Below are 17764 nucleotides of genomic sequence, written 5' to 3'. Positions count from 1 at the left end.
TTATAATTTGGAACAACAAATATACAAAAAAATGTTATCATCTGTACTAATTTTGTTTTATACAAAAACAAGGAAATGGCAAGGGCGATTGTACACATGGATTTGGATACTTTTTTTGTATCCTGCGAAAGGCTAATCAATTCAGAATTAATGGGTATACCGTTAATTATTGGTGGAGGTGATCGTGGTGTTGTCGCTTCTTGTTCGTATGAAGCCCGTGTTTTTGGAGTACGTTCTGCGATGCCCATTCAGATGGCAATGAAACTTTGTCCACAAGCCAAAATCATCAAAGGCGATATGGAATTGTACTCTCGATTATCGCATGATGTTACGCAGGTAATTCAGGAAAAAGCGCCTATAATGGAGAAAGCCAGTATTGATGAATTCTATCTCGATATTACGGGAATGGATCGTTTTCATGGCAGTTATAAATGGACAGATGAACTGGCACAATCTGTAATTAAAGAAACAGGATTGCCTATTAGTTTTTCGCTTTCTGTAAATAAAACGGTTTCTAAAATTGCTACCGGCGAAGGCAAACCAAGAGGGAATCTGGAAATCCCGGAAGGAAATGTACAAGCCTTTTTGAATCCGCTATCTATTCAAAAAATTCCAATGGTGGGAACAGTTACTTTTCAGCTTTTATCCAGAATTGGAATTCGTACGATACAAACTTTATCTGAAATGCCTGCGGAAGTACTGCAACAAATGATTGGGAAAAATGGCCTGGATATCTGGAAAAAAGCCAACGGAATCGATCATACGCCTGTAGAACCTTATACCGAAAGAAAATCTATTTCTACGGAACATACTTTTTCTCAGGATACAATAGACATTATAATGCTAAAATCGATATTAATTGGAATGGTTGAAAAACTAGCTTTTCAATTGCGATCAGAAGAATGGTTAACCTCAACTATTACGGTTAAAATACGTTATGCCAACTTCGACACTGAAACGAAACAATGTAAAATTGCTTATACATCAGCAGATCATATTCTGACTAAAAATGTAATGGATCTTTTTGAGAAAGTTTACCAGCGTCGTATGCGCCTTCGTTTGATTGGTATTCGCTTTAACGGATTGGTTCGCGGTACTTACCAAATTGATCTTTTTGAAGATACTCAGGAAATGCTGTCGCTGTATGCCGCAATGGATAAAATGAAAAACCGCTACGGTTTTGACGCTGTGATGCGTTGTGCCGGAGCTTCTTTTAAACCTAATACTAAAGATGAAATTTTAAAACGTATAAAATAATGTATCTCAACTGTCATTCTTTTCATTCGCTTCGCTACGGCACAATTTCTCTTAAGGAGTTGATTGCCCAAGCTGTTGCGTGTGGTGTAAAAGCTATGGCACTTACGGATATTAATACCGTAACCGGAATTTATGATTTTATAAGAGAATGCGCTGACAAAGGAATTAAACCTCTTGTGGGAATGGAGTTTCGATCAGAACATCGATTACGATATATTGGTTTAGCCAAAAACGCGGAAGGATTGGGAGAAATGAATCGGTTTTTAACAACACATAATTTCAGTGGAGAACCATTACCACTAATTGCACCAGAATTTAAATCGGTTTTTGTGATTTATACGCTGGAAAATGCTCCGGAGTTTCTTCGTGAAAATGAATTTATCGGAATTCGCCCGGATGAAGTTTCTAAACTTTTTACTTCTGCATTTAAAAATAGAATTTCTAAAATGGTGATTTTGCAATCGGTAACGTTTAGCAATAAAAAACAATTCAATCTCCATAAAATTCTGCGTGCCATTGATACCAATATTATTTTATCGAAGCTAACCGAAGCTGATTATTGCAGAACTTCAGAGAAAATGCTGCCGTTAGAATCTCTTATACCATATTATGAAAATCATCCTGAAATTATAGCCAATACGCAACACATTATCGATTCTTCTAATTTTGAATATACTTTTGGAACTCCCAAAAACAAGAAATTTTACACTGAAAATCGTCAGACTGATATTGCAAAGCTAACCGAATTAGCTCAGGAGGGATTATTATACCGTTATGGTAAAAATCATGAACTCGCAAAAGCACGTATTGAAAAAGAACTTAAGGTAATTGACGAATTAGGGTTTAGCGGTTATTTTCTTATCACCTGGGATATTATCCAATACAGCAATAGTCAGGGTTTTATGCATATTGGTCGTGGCAGCGGCGCGAATAGTATTATTGCTTATTGTCTGGGTATTACGGATATCTGTCCTTTGGAATTGGATTTGTATTTTGAACGCTTTTTGAATTTAAACCGCAAAAGTCCTCCCGATTTTGATATCGATTGGAGCTGGAAAGAACGTGATATTATTCTTCGTTATATATTCGACAAATATGGCAAAGATCATGTTGCTTTTTGCGGAACCAATGTCGAATTTAAATACCGTTCTATTTTTAGAGAAGTCGGAAAAGTATTTGGTCTTCCGAAAGAAGAATTGGATATGCTGGCCAAAAATCCGATGGCATTACACGAAACCAATTCTATTGTACAGCTTGTTCAGCAATACGGTATGATGCTCGAAAAATATCCCAATCAACGAAGTATGCATTCTTGTGGTATTATTATTTCTGAGGAACCAATTACGAATTATACGCCGCTGGAAATGCCTCCAAAAGGATTTCCTATTGTGCTTTTTGATATGCATATTGCAGAAGAAATTGGTTTCGAAAAATTCGATATTTTAAGTCAGCGTGGTATTGGTCATATTGATGACAGTGTAAAACTAATTGAAAAAAATCAGGGAATTCGTCTGGATATTCGGGATACTTCGATTTCTAAAAATGAAGCTTTGTGCAATACGTATTTAGCACAAGGCAACACAATAGGCTGTTTTTATATCGAAAGTCCTGCCATGCGCGGATTACTTCGCCGACTGAATTGTGATAACTATAAAATTCTTGTAGCAGCATCTTCTATTATTCGTCCCGGTGTTGCACAATCGGGAATGATGAAAGAATATATTTTCCGTCATAATAATCCGGAACAATTTGAATATTTTCATACTGTGTTCAAAGAGCAGCTTGGCGAAACGTATGGTATTATGGTCTATCAGGAAGATGTAATTAAAATTGCTCAGTATTACGGAGGACTTCCTGCTGCAGATGGTGATATTTTGCGTCGCGCCATGTCCGGAAAAGGACGTTCGAGAGAAGCTTTGCAAAAAGTAAAAGATAATTTCTTTGCGAGCTGTGCTCAAAAAGGACATCCTGAAATGCTAAGTCAGGAAATTTACCGCCAGATAGAATCGTTTGCAGGATATTCGTTTTGCAAGGCACACTCGGCTTCTTATGCTGTAGAGAGTTACCAGAGTTTATATTTAAAGGTATATTATCCTGTAGAATTTATGACTGCGGTTATCAACAATCAAGGTGGTTTTTACAGAACCGAAGTTTATGTGCACGAAGCGCGAATGTCGGGCGGAACGATTCATAATCCGTGTGTAAATAAAAGCGAATATCAAACTACATTATATGGTACCAGCATTTATTTGGGTTTTATGCATTTGCAAAGTTTAGAATCTAAAATTGCTCATTTGATCGAATCTGATCGGGATAAAAATGGTGCTTTTCTTTCTTTGGAGGATTTCATTAACAGAATTCCAATTGGAATTGAAGGCATTAAAATCCTTATATTTATAGGTGCTTTTCGTTTTACAGGAAAAACTAAAAATCAGCTTTTGGTTATTGCGAGTTTATTATTAAACAAATTTAAACCGGAACATAAAAGTTTAATGCTTTTGCAGGAACCCGCTAAGGAATATAAGCTTCCTACGTTGGATCGTTCTGTTTTTGAAGATGCTTTTGACGAAATCGAATTATTGAGTTTTCCAGTTTCCTGTACTGTTTTTGATCTTTTGCAAACCCGCCATCGTGGTGATGTAATGGCTAAAGATTTGGTAGCGAATCATAAAAAGCAGGTTCGAATGCTGGCATATCTGATTTCCAGAAAACAAGTTCCTACTAAAAAAGGAAACATGTATTTTGGAACCTGGATCGATCACGAAGGTACTTATTTTGATACGGCTCATTTTCCGGATTGTTTACAGCAATATCCTTTTCAGGGTGGCGGCTGTTATCTTTTGTTAGGAAATGTCGAAGTCGATTATCACTTTCCTACTATTACCATTACCAAAATGGCTAAAATGCCTTTTATTCCTGATCCGCGTTATATGGATGCCAAAGATCAGTTTAAGACACAACAAATGATCAAGGAAGATGTTAGTCCTACGCATCGGAAGCCTTATCCACAAGGTCATGAAATTAATTTGCCAAGACATCGAATGAAATTTTCAAATTAGAAAGAACATGAAAAAAGAATATGCTATAGTAGATATCGAAACCACCGGCGGTAATGCCAGTGACAGTCGCATTACAGAAATTGCCATTGTTATTCATGACGGAAAAAGTGTGATCGATCGTTATGAAACACTTGTAAATCCTGAAAAAGATATACCCGTTCCTATTTTCGCCTTAACCGGCATTAATAATGAAATGGTAAAAAATGCTCCTACTTTTGATACGATTTCAGATACTGTTTTAGAAATGCTCACAGATCGTGTTTTTGTGGCACATAATGTTAATTTCGACTATTCGTTTGTGCGTCACCAACTTCAGGAAGCCGGATTTAAATGGACTGCGAGAAAACTATGTACTGTTCGGGCGGCACGAAAAATAAAACCGGGATTACCATCGTACAGTTTAGGAAATCTTTGCAACTCTTTAGATATTCCTCTAGAACACAGACATCGTGCTGGTGGAGATGCTGATGCTACTGCTATTTTGTTTTCGCAATTACTGGAATGGGATACGGAAGGTGAGATCGAAAAAATGCTTAAAAAAACGGCGCAGGATCAGCGTTTGCCTCCAAATCTTTCTCCTGATGATTACAATCAGTTACCTGAAAAACCGGGTGTTTATTATTTTTATAATGATGTCAATAAAGTCATCTACGTAGGAAAGGCAATCAACATAAAAAAACGTGTAGCCTCTCATTTTAGCGGTAATAATGTAAACTCACAAAGGCAAAATTTCTTAAGAGATATTTATGCTATTTCTTTTGAGGTTTGTGCTACGGAACTCATGGCGCTTTTATTGGAATGTACGGAAATTAAAAAACTCTGGCCAACGTACAACAAAGCTCTAAAACGATTTGATCCTAAGTACGGACTTTACCAATACGAAGCCCGAAACGGATACAAGTATCTGGTCATTGGTAAGCTCAATAAATTTCAAACCTGTATTCACGAATTCAATAGTCAGTATGATGGTATAGATGTATTGCGTAATCTGGCGCAACAGTTTGAAATTGATCATCGCTTTTGCAAATACACAAAACCGGAAGAAGGAGAAATACCTCAAAAAAATGATCTTTCTAATTTACCTGAGGCGGTACTTCATAATGAAATCATTGAAAATGCTATTGATTTTTTATTAAGCAACCGCCCCAGTTTTGCCATTATTGACAAAGGCCGATCCAGAGAAGAGCGTAGCTGCATTTGGGTAGAAAATGGTCATTTTTATGGGATGGGCTATATCGGATCTGATATTAGCATTACACAATCATCAGAAATAAAAGACCATGTTACACCTTATAAAGGCAATCAATACATTACGCATCTAATATGTGCTTATGCTGAAAAAAATCCGAGGAAAGTTTTTTTTAATAAAAGGCTTCAAAATAACATCGAATAACAATTTTAAAATAGAGCTATAAATTTAAAGCATAGGCTTATGACACTATTTAACGATACTGAATTTTTTGCTACAGGTTTAGAGTCCAAAAAAGTATTTGACATTCCGGATTCTGAATTAATTTTAATTGATAATTTTTTCACTAAAGAGGAATCTGATTATTTCTATGAAAGATTATTGCATCAAACGAAGTGGCGCGAACATGAAATGCAAATTTATGACAAAACGGTTACTGTACCCCGAATGATTGCCTGGTATGAGGATAAAGAAAATGTTGGTGCTGATAAAAACGGTCCTAACTGGACCTACGAATTGCTAACCATCAGAAGCCGTGTCGAAAAAGAAACCCAAATGGATTTTAATAGCTTACTGTTAAATTTATACCGAAATGGCAAAGATGGTGTTGGATGGCACAGCGATAAGGAAGACAGCACCGGCAAAGATCCTATTATTGCTTCGGTTACTTTTGGAGAAACGAGAATGTTCAGACTGAGGCATAAATTCAGGAAGGAAATTCCACCAATAGAAATTCCGCTGCATCACGGATCATTCTTGCTAATGGCAGGAACTACAAACAGTTACTGGCAACATCAGGTTCCTAAAACTGCCCGTGATGTCTTGCCCAGAATCAACTTGACTTTTAGGTGCGTTAACCGAAACGAATCTAATTATTGATTTTTCAATGTAAACAAAGAAACATTAAACACCTGTGTTTTTTCTTTTGAATAGAGTAGAAATTTCCTCCTCTAAAAGTTAAAACCTTCACTGTATGAACCTTTTATTAGGCAGCACCACTCTTTTTTAGTACTTTTGCAACCCTTTTTTAAAAATAAACACCATAATGGCTTATTCAAACAATGATTTAATGCGTTTTTTAGATGCGCAAAACAAACTTTACCTTACTGCTTTTTCTGAAATTAAAAAAGGAAAAAAAGAGACCCACTGGATGTGGTTTATCTTTCCTCAGATAAAAGGTTTAGGTTCTAGTGATACAGCAAATTATTATGCGATTGCCAACGTACAAGAAGCATCAGAATATTTAGAACACCCCATTTTAGGAAAACACCTGATAGAAATTTCAGAATTGTTTTTAACTTTTAAAAGAAAGTCTGCTGACGGAATTTTAGGCGATTTAGATGCTCGAAAATTACGTTCTTCTATGACTCTTTTTTCACTGGTAGAAAATGCAAATCCTGTATTTCAGGAAATATTAGATGCTTTCTTCTCCGGAGAATCAGATCCTCTTACTTTGTCCATTATTAATTCAACTATAAAATCTTCTACTGAACCTGAACTAGTGTAATGTACACTAACACGTTTTTTTAGATTATTTAAAAAAGACATTACTATTTGCAATTGCAATAAGTAGTGTCTTTTTTTTTTGAGACTAGAATTACTTTTGAATAAAAAAAAGCGTCTTGTTTACACAAGACGCTTTGTATTTTATTATTTCCGTAAATCAATCGTTAGTTGTTTTCCTTTGGCTTCGTTACATAATAAACTGGAATTCCTATTAGCATAATCAGGATTCCCCAACCACATGTTGAGAATTTCGTAATCAACAACGAAATACAAATTGCACTTGCGATTACAATATATAACATTGGTAAAAACGGATATCCAAATGCTTTATAAGGACGTTCGATATTAGGCATTTTTTTTCTCAAGATAAAAATTCCGTAGATCGTCAGAATATAGAAAATCAAAACAATGATGATAACAAAATCAAGCAAATCACCATACTTCCCTGTCAGACATAAAGCTGAAGCCCAGAAACACTGTGCCCAAAGCGCCCATGCAGGAACACTTGATTCGTTAAGGATTGCTGCTTTTTTAAAGAATAGTCCATCATTTGCCATTGTGTAATACACTCTGGCACCGGCCATGATCAATCCGTTGTTACAGGCAAAAGTCGAAATCATAATCATAATCGCAATGATTAGAGTTCCAATATCACCAAAGATATATTGAGATGCTACTACTGCTACTCTATCTGATTTTGCTGTTGCGATTTCATCAAACGGTACTACCGCCAGATACATTATATTAGTTAGAACATAAATAATGGTAACAATAAAAGTTCCCAAAAATAAACTTAAACCAACATTACGTTTTGGGTTCTTGATTTCTCCTGCAATAAAAGTTACACCATTCCATGCATCACTAGAAAATAATGATCCAACCATTGCAGCCGAGATTCCACTAATCAAAGCGGTACCGCTAATAGGCAACCATGAACTGCTTTCTGCATTATAGGTACGTGTTGACCAGCCATCAGCCCAATTGGCATCCCAAATCGAAGCTTTTGCAGCTAATGTTAGTCCAAAAACGATTAAACCCAACAACGATAAGATTTTAATAATGGTCAAAACGGTTTGAAGAATTTTTCCGTTTTTAACTCCGCGGCTGTTGATATAGGTTAGCAAAACAATCGTAAGAATCGAAACTATTTGTGCTGCATTGAGTTTAAAAGCACCCAATTCAAACAATATATTTTCATCGCTCAAAGGCTCATAAAGATAAGAGGCAAATTTAGAAAAAGCTACTCCAACAGCGGCAATCGTTCCGGTTTGAATTACAGCAAAAAAGCTCCAACCGTATAAAAAGGCAATTAACTTATTGTATGCTTCTTTTAGATATACGTATTGTCCTCCGGCTTTAGGAAACATAGCGCTTAATTCGCCATAACTCACTGCTGCAATAATCGTAATTAATCCCGAAAGCAGCCAAATTAAAGTTAGCCATCCCGCAGATCCAACTTGTCGTGCAATGTCGGCACTAACAATAAATATCCCAGATCCGATCATAGAACCTACCACAAGCATGGTTCCGTCTAATAATCCGAGTTCTCTTTTAAAATTTTCCTGGTCGTTTTCTTGCATTTTTTTGGTTTTTTTAGTTGGCTAAAGATATACTTTTTTTTAAAATCTGTGGATTTCGTTATAAAATTTGTGAATTGTAAAATTTTATAACATTTTACAAATAAGCGAGAAGTTACAAATTACATTTTTAAGACTAAAACTATTATCGAAGTGACTCAATCATTACTACATTATTCTAAAAATAGTTCTTTTCTTAATCTTAAAAATAAGATATTATATGTTAAAAATTCTATATTTGCCGCTAAATCAAAATCTATACGAATGCATTTTTAATAACTCCTAAATGCATATCCAAAAACCACATTGCCTATGAAATCAAGAATCTTTACTCTTTTTATTTTATTTACAACAATTATTACCAATGCGCAATTGCCTGTTGCAGGTACGCTTGATACTAATTTTGGGGTTGAGGGTTCAGTTTTTCCTCCTATTCAACCCTTTTTATATCCATTTAATATTGCCGTACAGCAACAAACAGGAGAAATTGTTACTACTGGACTATATGCAATAGACAAAACACAAGCAAAATATGTTGGTTTTATCGGACGATATGATTTCTACGGTAATCCAAAAGCCGATTTTGGTACCAATGGAATACTTGAAATAGATAATTTAAGTCCAACTTTTCAATCTGTACATAATGTATATTTTGAATCGTCCAGTCCAGAATCACCGCTTTACGTTAGTGGAAATTGTAGCATTGATGGTAAAAACACCTATTATATTAGCAAATATTCATCAAAGGGTATTTTAGATACCAGTTATGGTGTAAATGGTTCTATAATCAGCTTAAAAGGTCAAATTCATGGTGATTATATCTATTCTTTACAAGAAAATCCAATAACAAATCATCAGTCTTTTAAACGTTATCATTTAGCAGACGGAACTTTGGATCAAAACTTTAATAATGGAGATTTACCATTTTTAATTTCTGAAGTTACTTTTTATTCTTCTTATGAGTACAATATAAATATTCAATCCGACGGAAAAATTATTTTATGCGGAAAAAGTGGAGAAACAGGTATTATAGCACGATATAACAATACCGGACATATCGATACTAGTTTTGCAACAAATGGTTATTATTACACGGATAATACTGAAATTCCAGGCGTTCAGTTGACCAAAACTCAATCTGATGGGAAAATAATTTTTCTAACAAACAGATATAGTAAATATATTGATTTATCCGTTTTAGGTCGGCTAAATATTGATGGAACCTTAGATACAACATACGGAACTGCTGGTTATTTTAAACACACTTTCCCATCTTCAGGTTTTTACCTTAACGATTTAGAAATACAGTCGGATAATAAAATTCTTATGTGTGGTCAGATTTATACTGGTCAAGGAAAGTCATTCTTATTTACTGCAAGAATTTCAGATACAGGATTTCTTGATTTTTGGAGAAATGATTTCCACTACCAGGTTTCTGAAAATTTTTCTCTAGCTTTAATTAAGGATTCCTATTTATTTTCTTATGGTTATACTTTCCCTACTGGTAATGCGTTAAACGTACATCCTGTAATCCAAAAAATCCATTTAAAATCTCCTGAGGTTTCTCTAAACGGTACAAGTCTTCCAAGCGAAACTACTGACTTAGATTTAATTTCTACTGATGGAATTATTTATTCTAAAGACAATGTCGTTTTAGCTGCTGGGGATATAAAATTCAGACTTGACCATTCTGATGCTTGCTATTGGGGAGCTGCAACGACAAATTCGTTTCCTGAAGGTGTATCGAACATGGGAGGCAACATGATTACAATAAACGATTCCGGGACTTACAACGTATCATTTAACATTAAAACCGGAGCATATAATTTTATCAATAAAGCAACATTAGGAACTGTAGATCAAAACATTGACAGTAACAAATTTGCATTTTACCCTAACCCGGCAAAAGAAAAAGTAACTTTTACTCAAAAATTAAAATCAATAAGGGTTTATACTTCTGATGGAAAATTAATGAGTTCAGCTTTAACTAATAATGAAATAAATATCAGTGGTTTTTCAAAAGGTGTTTATTATTTTCAAGCTGTGACCGAAAATAACAGTATCATTGGAAATAAATTCATCAAAGATTAAAGACCTATTTTAAGTTAAAATTAATTCGGATTAAGAAAAGCTATAACATATTGTTGTAGCTTTTTTTTATAACTTAGTAGGAAGCATTAAAAAACAAAACATCATGACTTGGGATCCCAATAAGTACAACGAATTTAAAGAAGATCGATATAAACCCTTTACAGACCTTTCCAACCACATTGTAGATAAACCTAATCTTAAAGTAATTGATTTGGGTTGTGGTACTGGCGAACTAACAAAAAAATTATCGGATCAGCTTACGAATCCTTCTGTTCTTGGTATCGATTCCTCAGCAGAAATGCTGGCAAAAGCACCTAGTCAGGAAAATATTCAATTCAAACAATTATCTATTACCGATCAATTGGATCAGGAAACAAAATGGGATTTGATATTCTCGAATGCTGCCTTGCAATGGATTGACGATCACGAAGTTTTATTTCCTAAAATTATATCGCGTCTTAATCCTGGCGGACAATTGGCGATACAAATGCCTCAACAAACTGAAAATGTATTAAACAAAATTTTATTCGAGTTGGTACAGGAAGAACCTTTTGCTTCTTACCTCAACAATTGGACACGCCCCTCTCCTGTTCTTACCTTAGATGAATACGCTAAAATTCTTTTTGACAACGGAGGAAAAAATCTAGTACTTTATCAAAAAGTATATCCCTTGATTTCTACGCACAAAGATTCGTTTTTTGATTTTATCGCAGGATCTGCCTTGACGGTTTATCAAGAGCGCTTAAAAGAAAATGAATTTCAGGAATTGTCAATTGAATTTAAAAAGAGAATTGATGCTCATTTTCTGAAAGTACCTTCCATTTATGCTTTTAAACGATTGCTAATGTATGCTACGTTTTAAATCTTGAAAAGTTATCTATTTTTTTTTGTAAAGAACTAGATTATCATTAGATACGCGGATGACGCGGATTTAGGCGGATTTTTTATGTTCCTTTTTGTCTTTTCATACTTAGTGCGAATTTCCTAAATACCTAACAGGTTTTAAAAACCTGTTAGGATAACGCGATGTAATTCCATTTCCATTCCCATTCCCATTCCCATTTCCATTTCCATTTCCATTTCCTAACAGGTTTTTAAAACCTGTTAGGTATAAGATGTCTCACTTTCAAAATCAAATGATTATTGATTAATTTTTTCTACTTGACTTTCTAGTAACAACTGACTTGCATCGAGCATTTTGATTACATGGATATATGGCGTTAGCAGATCTGAATCAAATTCTACTATAGTGGGACGTAATGAAAGATGTATTATTTCACACAGGAAGAATTCGAAGTCCGCTAAGGAATGTTCTGCAAAGGCATTTTGAAACACAACAAAAGGATTTTCGTATTCTTCTACTGTTAGAGAAGCCTGCGATAGAATCGATCTTTTTTCAACGGATACTTCGGTAACCTTCCATTTTTTGCTTTTATGTTGCAGAGCCGAACAAGCTCTCAAGAAAGAGCGAAGAGCAGTATAGGTGAAAAATACATCTCCTGGACATTCTTTTTGATAGATTTCGTCTTTACTTCTGTAAAAAACTATTTCGCTTAAGGTTTGCTTGAAGAAAGACAGACTTTCACAACCCAAAAAGGCATCAATTACTTCAAAAGGGTTTTCTAATTCCTGATGTGCCCAAAAGGTAGTTTCAAAAGATATTTTATTTTTTTTCATACGGACATTATTTCCAATCCTTGTAAAATGAAAAATTATTCATAATAATGGATTGGTTAATTTTACGTTAGTTTGATTAAGTACAACCTTCTATACTAATTTTTGTCGCTGTGGTAGAAGGGCGTTTTTTATGTAAAGATAAAAAACATAATGACATATTTGTCATTGCGCTGAGTTTTTTTTCTCATTCTCTTTGATTTATGACACAGTATAAAAACGAAAGACTACTAAAAGCAATTTCACTTGTCTCAAAAGAGTATCGAGAACTTAGGAACGTTAATCAACTAGAAGTTAATAACGACATAAAAGAAAGTAAAAAAGTGGCATTTCATATTGGCAGAATCGAGACTGCTAAGAATAATGTTTCTATTAGCACACTGCAATTGTTATGTGAATACTTTGAAATTTCTCTTTCCGATTTTATGAAAAGAGTCGAAGAAATAGATGAAAGTTTGAAACCAAAGCAAAAAAAAGATGCTTAATAAACATCTATTTCTTTTGTTGTAATCAGGTATATATAAAATCATATTCAAAATCTGGACATTAAGTAAAAGGTTGTCTAAAAAGAACAGTCTTTTTTTTGATTTCAACAAAATCTCTTCTTTTTTTATAAGAAATACGCTGTGAATTTTATTTTTATTTTATAATATATTATTTACATTTGCTTATTAACGATTTTTAGTAAATGAATAGTTTTAGAAAGTATAAAGTTCAACGAGGTGAGACAATAGAAGTAATTGCAACTAAGATAGGAATACCAGCTGTTGAAGCAAGAGCTTTTCATAACAAATATTGCGAATTGTCCGACTTAGTAGAATTTGGACTACCGATAAGAAGAACCGAATATATTTTATTACCACCCTTAGCATCTGAGACTGATCTTCAGCTATCCGACAATAATACTCCAAAAAAAGTAATATTGGGCAACAATAACAGTTTACGTTTAATTGCTGCAAATGGTCTAAAACAGGAACACGGAACAATAATACGTTTTAAAGAAAATAATCGACTGCTAAATAAAGTACATTTTACTTCACAAATTACATTTTTAGAAATAAACAATGATTTCTCTATTGTCGAATACCATGTTAATCAGGTATATGTAAATGAAAAAGAGCCGGAAATGGTGGTTGAACAATTAGCCGATGCCACTTCAAAAGCGCTCTATCCAATTGTTTTGAGTTTGAATAAGAACGGTCAGATACACGAAATACTCAATATTGAAGCGATTCAAAAAAGATGGGAACTCCTAAAACCTTCCATTCTTCAATATTACAATGGCGGTAACGTAATTACCCAGTTAATCACTTCGTTTGAAAGAAGCATACAATCCGCACCTTTGTTGAAGAGGAATTTAGAAGAACATCCTTTCTATACCATCTATTTTGCACCAATATATCAGGACTATACGTCTGATTTTTCGTTTTCAAGTAATGATAATAACTTAGAAATATTTCAAGATATTAATGAATTTCAGACTAAAACATCTAAAATACTTCTTAGTCGCAAAGGGATTACTAAACCGAAATCAAATCTTGTTGAAACTGCACTAATCCACGAAGATTTAAATAATAACATTTCGAAAAACAGTAAATTCAATTTAGAACAAGCCGCATTTGAGATTGGAAAGCTCGATGACGGAATGCACCATAATATGGAGTTTAATTATAAGCTTAATCATAGTAATAATACCATATTTTCTATTGAGGGTTTTATAAATACTAGAAACGATAATAATACAATAACTACTATTGAGTTTGAAACTTACGAGAAAGTACATAAAAAAGAGCAGAAAGAAATAATAAATCCTGTTTCAGAAGAAATGGATTGGAGTTCGGAAATTATAAATGAAAAGGTCGTAAAGAAACGCAGTTTTTGGGATGAGTTTTGGGGTAATTAAGCCAAATGATTATTAAAATGTTCTAAGATGGATGATTATATAGTAGTAGATAGCGCAACAATGAAATGTAAATATGGTTGTATAGAAGCTAATTTCTTAAATTCAGAAGATAATGGATTTGTGATTGAAGATAAGAATGCCATACTTGATAATAATGTAGCTATTGGTGACTTTCTTTTTTGCAGTCTACATAAAAAGGCATGTAGATTTAAAACATTAGAACAGAAATGGCAAAAGTCCGCAAATTGTGGAACAGATGAAGGTAAATACATTACAACAAAATCCGTATTGATTTGCAAGGAAGGCGGACTTGTTTCAATTGTAAATGCTGGACAAGATTGTGTAATTGAAAAAGCAGGAATGTTAAAATTTGTAGATCCTGAATAATGTAATTTTTCATAAAATAAATTTATTAACTAGCAAAATTCTAATAATGAGCGAAGTACATTTAGTTTGTCAAGGAGCAACCTGCAAATGCCAATTTGGTACTGCACCCGATACTTTGAAAGTAAAAACACAAAGTAAACATTTTATAAATGACTGGGAAGCAAAATCAAAATTGATGGCAAGCGATAAAGATATAGGTCAAACTTTTGAAAAAAACACTTTTGGAAGTTGTTCGAAGACCAACAATAGTCCTTGCTCCCCTGCTATTACAAAATGGGATGGCTTTTATGAGAAAGTTACACTTAGTAATAAAGGTAAACCATTATTAGAAGATAGTAAAGCAACATGTGCCGTAGCGGGAAGTGCCTGCATCGAAATCACGAATAACGGACAAACATGTGAAGTTACGAAGCAAAATGTTAAAAACTCAGATCCTCAAGTCATTAAGGTACTTAACCCAGGAATGAGCTTAAGCATGGATGAAGTTGGAGGATTGCAAATACCTAATCTATAAATAAATATGGACGATAATAAATTACATATAATTCCAGTAGTAGAAAAAGGACAGAAGTATGATGCATCGACAGGAGCTCTTGTTTTAGATAAAGAAGGTGCTATTTATGTTACTATAAAACAATACAAGGAAGACAAAAAAACAATAGAAGAGCTAGAAAAGAAAAAGAAAAAAACACAAGAATTTGCCCGCCAAAAATGGGAACAACGAGCCAAAGAAGGCTGGAGTAAAAAAAAGCTACAGGAAAATTACGATGCTAATATGCAGGAATGGGAAAAACTGAATAAAGAATCTCTAGCAATTTTAGATAAATATGAAAACATAAACTGGTGCTGGCAGTTAGTTGGCAACAAACTGAATCATAATAAATTATCCCACAACCCATCTTTTAAAAAAGGAATTGAGGAAATAAAAACTAATGGCACAAAAAAGGTTTCATTTCCTTCATTTTTAGTAGGCGGCGGCATGGCATGGCTTGAAGTATTTCACGAAAAAGAAGGTGCAAAAGGTGATATACCTTATGGAATATATGTAAAAGCAATTGGTACACCGCAAGTATTAAAAACAGAATGGACAGATTTTGAGTATCGACCAATCACTGAAACCATTGGTTTTATGTCTAAGGTTATACTACATATCTACACGTCTGATATGTATGGACAAGAAGTAGAAATACAACTAAATGATAGAGATTTATTGAGTTTTAATGATCAATTGAGTTTTTCCGGCAAAGTAGATTTTGTAAAAGAGGTTACTTTAATAAAACCAAAGAAAAATGATATTGGCAAAATGGTGATCGATGAATTGATAAAAAATGATCAAAGTAAAACAGATAACATTGTAGAAAAAGAGCAATACATTCAAAAAATAGAAGTAGAAATATTAGTTGATTCCATATGGGAGAAGGAAGGCGGGAAAAAATTAAAAATATTTCCTATTATAAAATCTAAGAAGACAGGAACTATTTTTGAAGGTTTTGATGAGAATTATTTAAACGTCGATATAAATAGTAATATAGTTGCCGCACCTAATGAAGTAAGCAACAAGGTTTCTGTCGTTGGAGCTGTAGAAACAAACGAAAGCGCTTTTCATCATTGCCAATATACCGGAATTACACTAGAATATGAAAAAGGTGAAAAAACCGAAACAGTAGAAATTTTTAAGGAAGAGCCTGGAGTAAGTTATAATTCGAATGTTGAAATTGGATTAATACTAGGCTCCGAACCTAAAAAATTTAGCTTAAAAGTAGATCAGGATAGTGATGCTGCTGAATGCCGATACGCTGGGAAAGATAATGATCACGGGAAAAAAATATTCTCTTTTGATAAAACAAAATTGCCTAAAAATATAAGCATTGGCGAGCAATCTAAAAATTTAGAAGGTACCGTTTTTTTTGATTATGAAAGATTAAACATGATGCAATATTTTTGGTTACCAAATAACTTTTCTAAAATATCAAGGTACTCTCAGATAAAAATAAATGCTTTATCCTGTCGTCATCAAAATTATTTAAACTTAACCATTTTACCTGATATAGAATGGGAATTGGCTTTTATTATTACAACAATGGCTGGTTTTAGAGTAAAAGCTGAAAATACAACAGTTACACGATTAAATCAAGGTTTAGGTGAATATCAATTTCGAGGAATTAAAGCGGAACAAACTGGAAAACTGATAGAAAAAGGAGGTGTAGGATATTCTTTAAATATAAAATACACTATAAATGGAGGGGCTTTTTACGAACAAATTTCTTTAGATTTCGTAAAAAATATAGAAAAAATTATCGATACTTACAATTCGATTGCGGGATTTGCCGAAATCTTTAAAGTTGACAAAAAAAATGTTACCTCCGCGGCTATCTCTACATCAACAGTTAAAAAAATGACATTCGATATAGATCCGCCAGCTGTTGTGTTTCTACTAAAATGGAAATATGACTATGCTAAAAAGAATAAACAACCTGTTGTAGACTTTACTGGAGCAGCAGGTTTTAAACCTTTAATTGGTTTAAAAATAGGCGTAGATTTAGTTGCAAATGCAGATAAATTTGGAGGACTTGTAGGCGCTATAATAAAATGGGGATCAGAATTTGTAAAGGAACTTACTTCACTTGATCTATATATTCTTGTAGAAACTGGCGTTGCGCTAAACTATGACATAGGATTATCCTATAATGAAATTGATGGCTTTGCCCCAAACACGAAACAAAAAGCAGTTGTAGATTTAACATTTACAATAAAAGCAGGAATAAAGAAAAAGGAAGTTATTTTCATTGCCAATGTTTCCCAAATGGAAGGAAATACTATTCCAACTAATGAAGCGGATCAAGAGACCTTTAAAGTAGAAGGAGCTGCTACTACTGGAATTCGTTATACAGAAGAACATGGAATAGAAAAAGGAAAAGGAAATTATAAAAAAGTTGATGTAAAATGGCTAGGTGCAGAAATTACAATAACCCTGGTTACTATGGCACATAAAAGAAAAATTAACTCTCCTTCTAATCAACAATTTAAAGAGAAATTTTTACTACTTAGTCCTAAAACAATTTATGGTCCTGAAACAACTTATACCCAAAGCAAATGATGGAAGGAGAAAAAATCAAAGTTT

At 33.7% G+C, this 17764-nt stretch carries 14 protein-coding genes; 12 read left to right on the top strand and 2 right to left on the bottom strand.

Going from position 1 to position 17764, the window contains the following annotated elements; translation table 11 throughout:
* The first annotated feature begins 75 nt into the window (after positions 1-75).
* The 5 genes from dinB (at position 76) to B0A66_RS19145 (ending at position 7012) form a co-directional block, all read left to right on the top strand.
* Complete coding sequence (gene dinB / locus B0A66_RS19165) at positions 76-1257, top strand: DNA polymerase IV (RefSeq protein WP_089051476.1); 1182 nt, start codon at positions 76-78, stop codon at positions 1255-1257.
* Positions 1257-4316: a DNA polymerase III subunit alpha gene (locus tag B0A66_RS19160; RefSeq protein ID WP_089051475.1), complete on the top strand. Its 3060-nt coding sequence runs from the start codon at positions 1257-1259 to the stop codon at positions 4314-4316. The genes dinB and B0A66_RS19160 overlap by 1 nt, the downstream gene beginning before the upstream one ends.
* 7 nt (positions 4317-4323) lie before the next feature.
* Complete coding sequence (locus B0A66_RS19155) at positions 4324-5709, top strand: exonuclease domain-containing protein (RefSeq protein ID WP_089051474.1); 1386 nt, start codon at positions 4324-4326, stop codon at positions 5707-5709.
* Between the two features lie 39 nt (positions 5710-5748).
* On the top strand, positions 5749-6384 hold the full coding sequence (locus B0A66_RS19150; protein ID WP_089051473.1) for an alpha-ketoglutarate-dependent dioxygenase AlkB family protein: 636 nt from the start codon (positions 5749-5751) through the stop codon (positions 6382-6384).
* A 166-nt stretch (positions 6385-6550) separates the two neighbouring features.
* On the top strand, positions 6551-7012 hold the full coding sequence (locus B0A66_RS19145) for a DUF1810 domain-containing protein (protein WP_089051472.1): 462 nt from the start codon (positions 6551-6553) through the stop codon (positions 7010-7012).
* A 163-nt stretch (positions 7013-7175) separates the two neighbouring features.
* Here the strand turns inward: B0A66_RS19145 and B0A66_RS19140 are convergent, their stop codons facing one another.
* Positions 7176-8591, bottom strand: a complete 1416-nt coding sequence (locus B0A66_RS19140; protein WP_089051471.1) for an APC family permease — start codon at positions 8589-8591, stop codon at positions 7176-7178.
* A 309-nt stretch (positions 8592-8900) separates the two neighbouring features.
* Here B0A66_RS19140 and B0A66_RS19135 point away from each other — a divergent pair, with 309 nt between their 5' ends.
* Positions 8901-10679 (top strand): T9SS type A sorting domain-containing protein, encoded by a 1779-nt coding sequence (locus B0A66_RS19135; protein ID WP_089051470.1) that lies wholly within the window; start codon positions 8901-8903, stop codon positions 10677-10679.
* Positions 10680-10782: 103 nt separating this feature from the next.
* The gene (locus B0A66_RS19130; RefSeq protein ID WP_089051469.1) at positions 10783-11541 is read left to right on the top strand and encodes a methyltransferase domain-containing protein; all 759 of its coding nucleotides are present in this window, start codon (positions 10783-10785) and stop codon (positions 11539-11541) included.
* Between the two features lie 278 nt (positions 11542-11819).
* Here the strand turns inward: B0A66_RS19130 and B0A66_RS19125 are convergent, their stop codons facing one another.
* Positions 11820-12356 carry a hypothetical protein gene (locus B0A66_RS19125; protein ID WP_089051468.1) on the bottom strand — a complete coding sequence of 179 codons (537 nt, stop codon included), beginning with the start codon at positions 12354-12356 and terminating at the stop codon, positions 11820-11822.
* 200 nt (positions 12357-12556) lie between these two features.
* Between B0A66_RS19125 and B0A66_RS19120 the strand changes: the two genes are divergently transcribed.
* The 5 genes from B0A66_RS19120 to B0A66_RS19100 all read left to right on the top strand — a co-directional run bounded on the left by B0A66_RS19120 (position 12557) and on the right by B0A66_RS19100 (position 17740).
* Entirely contained in the window at positions 12557-12838 is a 282-nt protein-coding gene (locus B0A66_RS19120) for a helix-turn-helix domain-containing protein (protein WP_089051467.1), read from the top strand.
* Positions 12839-13041: 203 nt separating this feature from the next.
* On the top strand, positions 13042-14256 hold the full coding sequence (locus tag B0A66_RS19115) for a hypothetical protein (RefSeq protein ID WP_089051466.1): 1215 nt from the start codon (positions 13042-13044) through the stop codon (positions 14254-14256).
* Positions 14257-14283: 27 nt separating this feature from the next.
* The gene (locus B0A66_RS19110; RefSeq protein WP_089051465.1) at positions 14284-14643 is read left to right on the top strand and encodes a PAAR-like protein; all 360 of its coding nucleotides are present in this window, start codon (positions 14284-14286) and stop codon (positions 14641-14643) included.
* Positions 14644-14689: 46 nt separating this feature from the next.
* The gene (locus B0A66_RS19105; protein WP_089051464.1) at positions 14690-15157 is read left to right on the top strand and encodes a DUF4280 domain-containing protein; all 468 of its coding nucleotides are present in this window, start codon (positions 14690-14692) and stop codon (positions 15155-15157) included.
* A gap of 6 nt (positions 15158-15163) precedes the next feature.
* Positions 15164-17740, top strand: a complete 2577-nt coding sequence (locus B0A66_RS19100; protein ID WP_089051463.1) for a hypothetical protein — start codon at positions 15164-15166, stop codon at positions 17738-17740.
* The last annotated feature ends 24 nt before the right edge of the window (positions 17741-17764 follow it).

Source organism: Flavobacterium hercynium, assembly GCF_002217285.1.
GTDB lineage: Bacteria > Bacteroidota > Bacteroidia > Flavobacteriales > Flavobacteriaceae > Flavobacterium > Flavobacterium hercynium.
This window is presented reverse-complemented; position numbering and strand designations above follow the sequence as displayed.

What these genes read in the sequence shown, in the direction of transcription:
- B0A66_RS19160 (WP_089051475.1), top strand. Translation starts at nt 1,257, where the DNA reads ATGTATCTCAACTGTCATTCTTTTCATTCGCTTCGCTACGGCACAATT.
- B0A66_RS19115 (WP_089051466.1), top strand. Translation starts at nt 13,042, where the DNA reads ATGAATAGTTTTAGAAAGTATAAAGTTCAACGAGGTGAGACAATAGAA.
- B0A66_RS19140 (WP_089051471.1), bottom strand. Translation starts at nt 8,591, where the DNA reads ATGCAAGAAAACGACCAGGAAAATTTTAAAAGAGAACTCGGATTATTA.
- B0A66_RS19155 (WP_089051474.1), top strand. Translation starts at nt 4,324, where the DNA reads ATGAAAAAAGAATATGCTATAGTAGATATCGAAACCACCGGCGGTAAT.
- B0A66_RS19120 (WP_089051467.1), top strand. Translation starts at nt 12,557, where the DNA reads ATGACACAGTATAAAAACGAAAGACTACTAAAAGCAATTTCACTTGTC.
- B0A66_RS19135 (WP_089051470.1), top strand. Translation starts at nt 8,901, where the DNA reads ATGAAATCAAGAATCTTTACTCTTTTTATTTTATTTACAACAATTATT.
- B0A66_RS19100 (WP_089051463.1), top strand. Translation starts at nt 15,164, where the DNA reads ATGGACGATAATAAATTACATATAATTCCAGTAGTAGAAAAAGGACAG.
- B0A66_RS19130 (WP_089051469.1), top strand. Translation starts at nt 10,783, where the DNA reads ATGACTTGGGATCCCAATAAGTACAACGAATTTAAAGAAGATCGATAT.
- dinB (WP_089051476.1), top strand. Translation starts at nt 76, where the DNA reads ATGGCAAGGGCGATTGTACACATGGATTTGGATACTTTTTTTGTATCC.
- B0A66_RS19105 (WP_089051464.1), top strand. Translation starts at nt 14,690, where the DNA reads ATGAGCGAAGTACATTTAGTTTGTCAAGGAGCAACCTGCAAATGCCAA.
- B0A66_RS19110 (WP_089051465.1), top strand. Translation starts at nt 14,284, where the DNA reads ATGGATGATTATATAGTAGTAGATAGCGCAACAATGAAATGTAAATAT.
- B0A66_RS19150 (WP_089051473.1), top strand. Translation starts at nt 5,749, where the DNA reads ATGACACTATTTAACGATACTGAATTTTTTGCTACAGGTTTAGAGTCC.
- B0A66_RS19145 (WP_089051472.1), top strand. Translation starts at nt 6,551, where the DNA reads ATGGCTTATTCAAACAATGATTTAATGCGTTTTTTAGATGCGCAAAAC.
- B0A66_RS19125 (WP_089051468.1), bottom strand. Translation starts at nt 12,356, where the DNA reads ATGAAAAAAAATAAAATATCTTTTGAAACTACCTTTTGGGCACATCAG.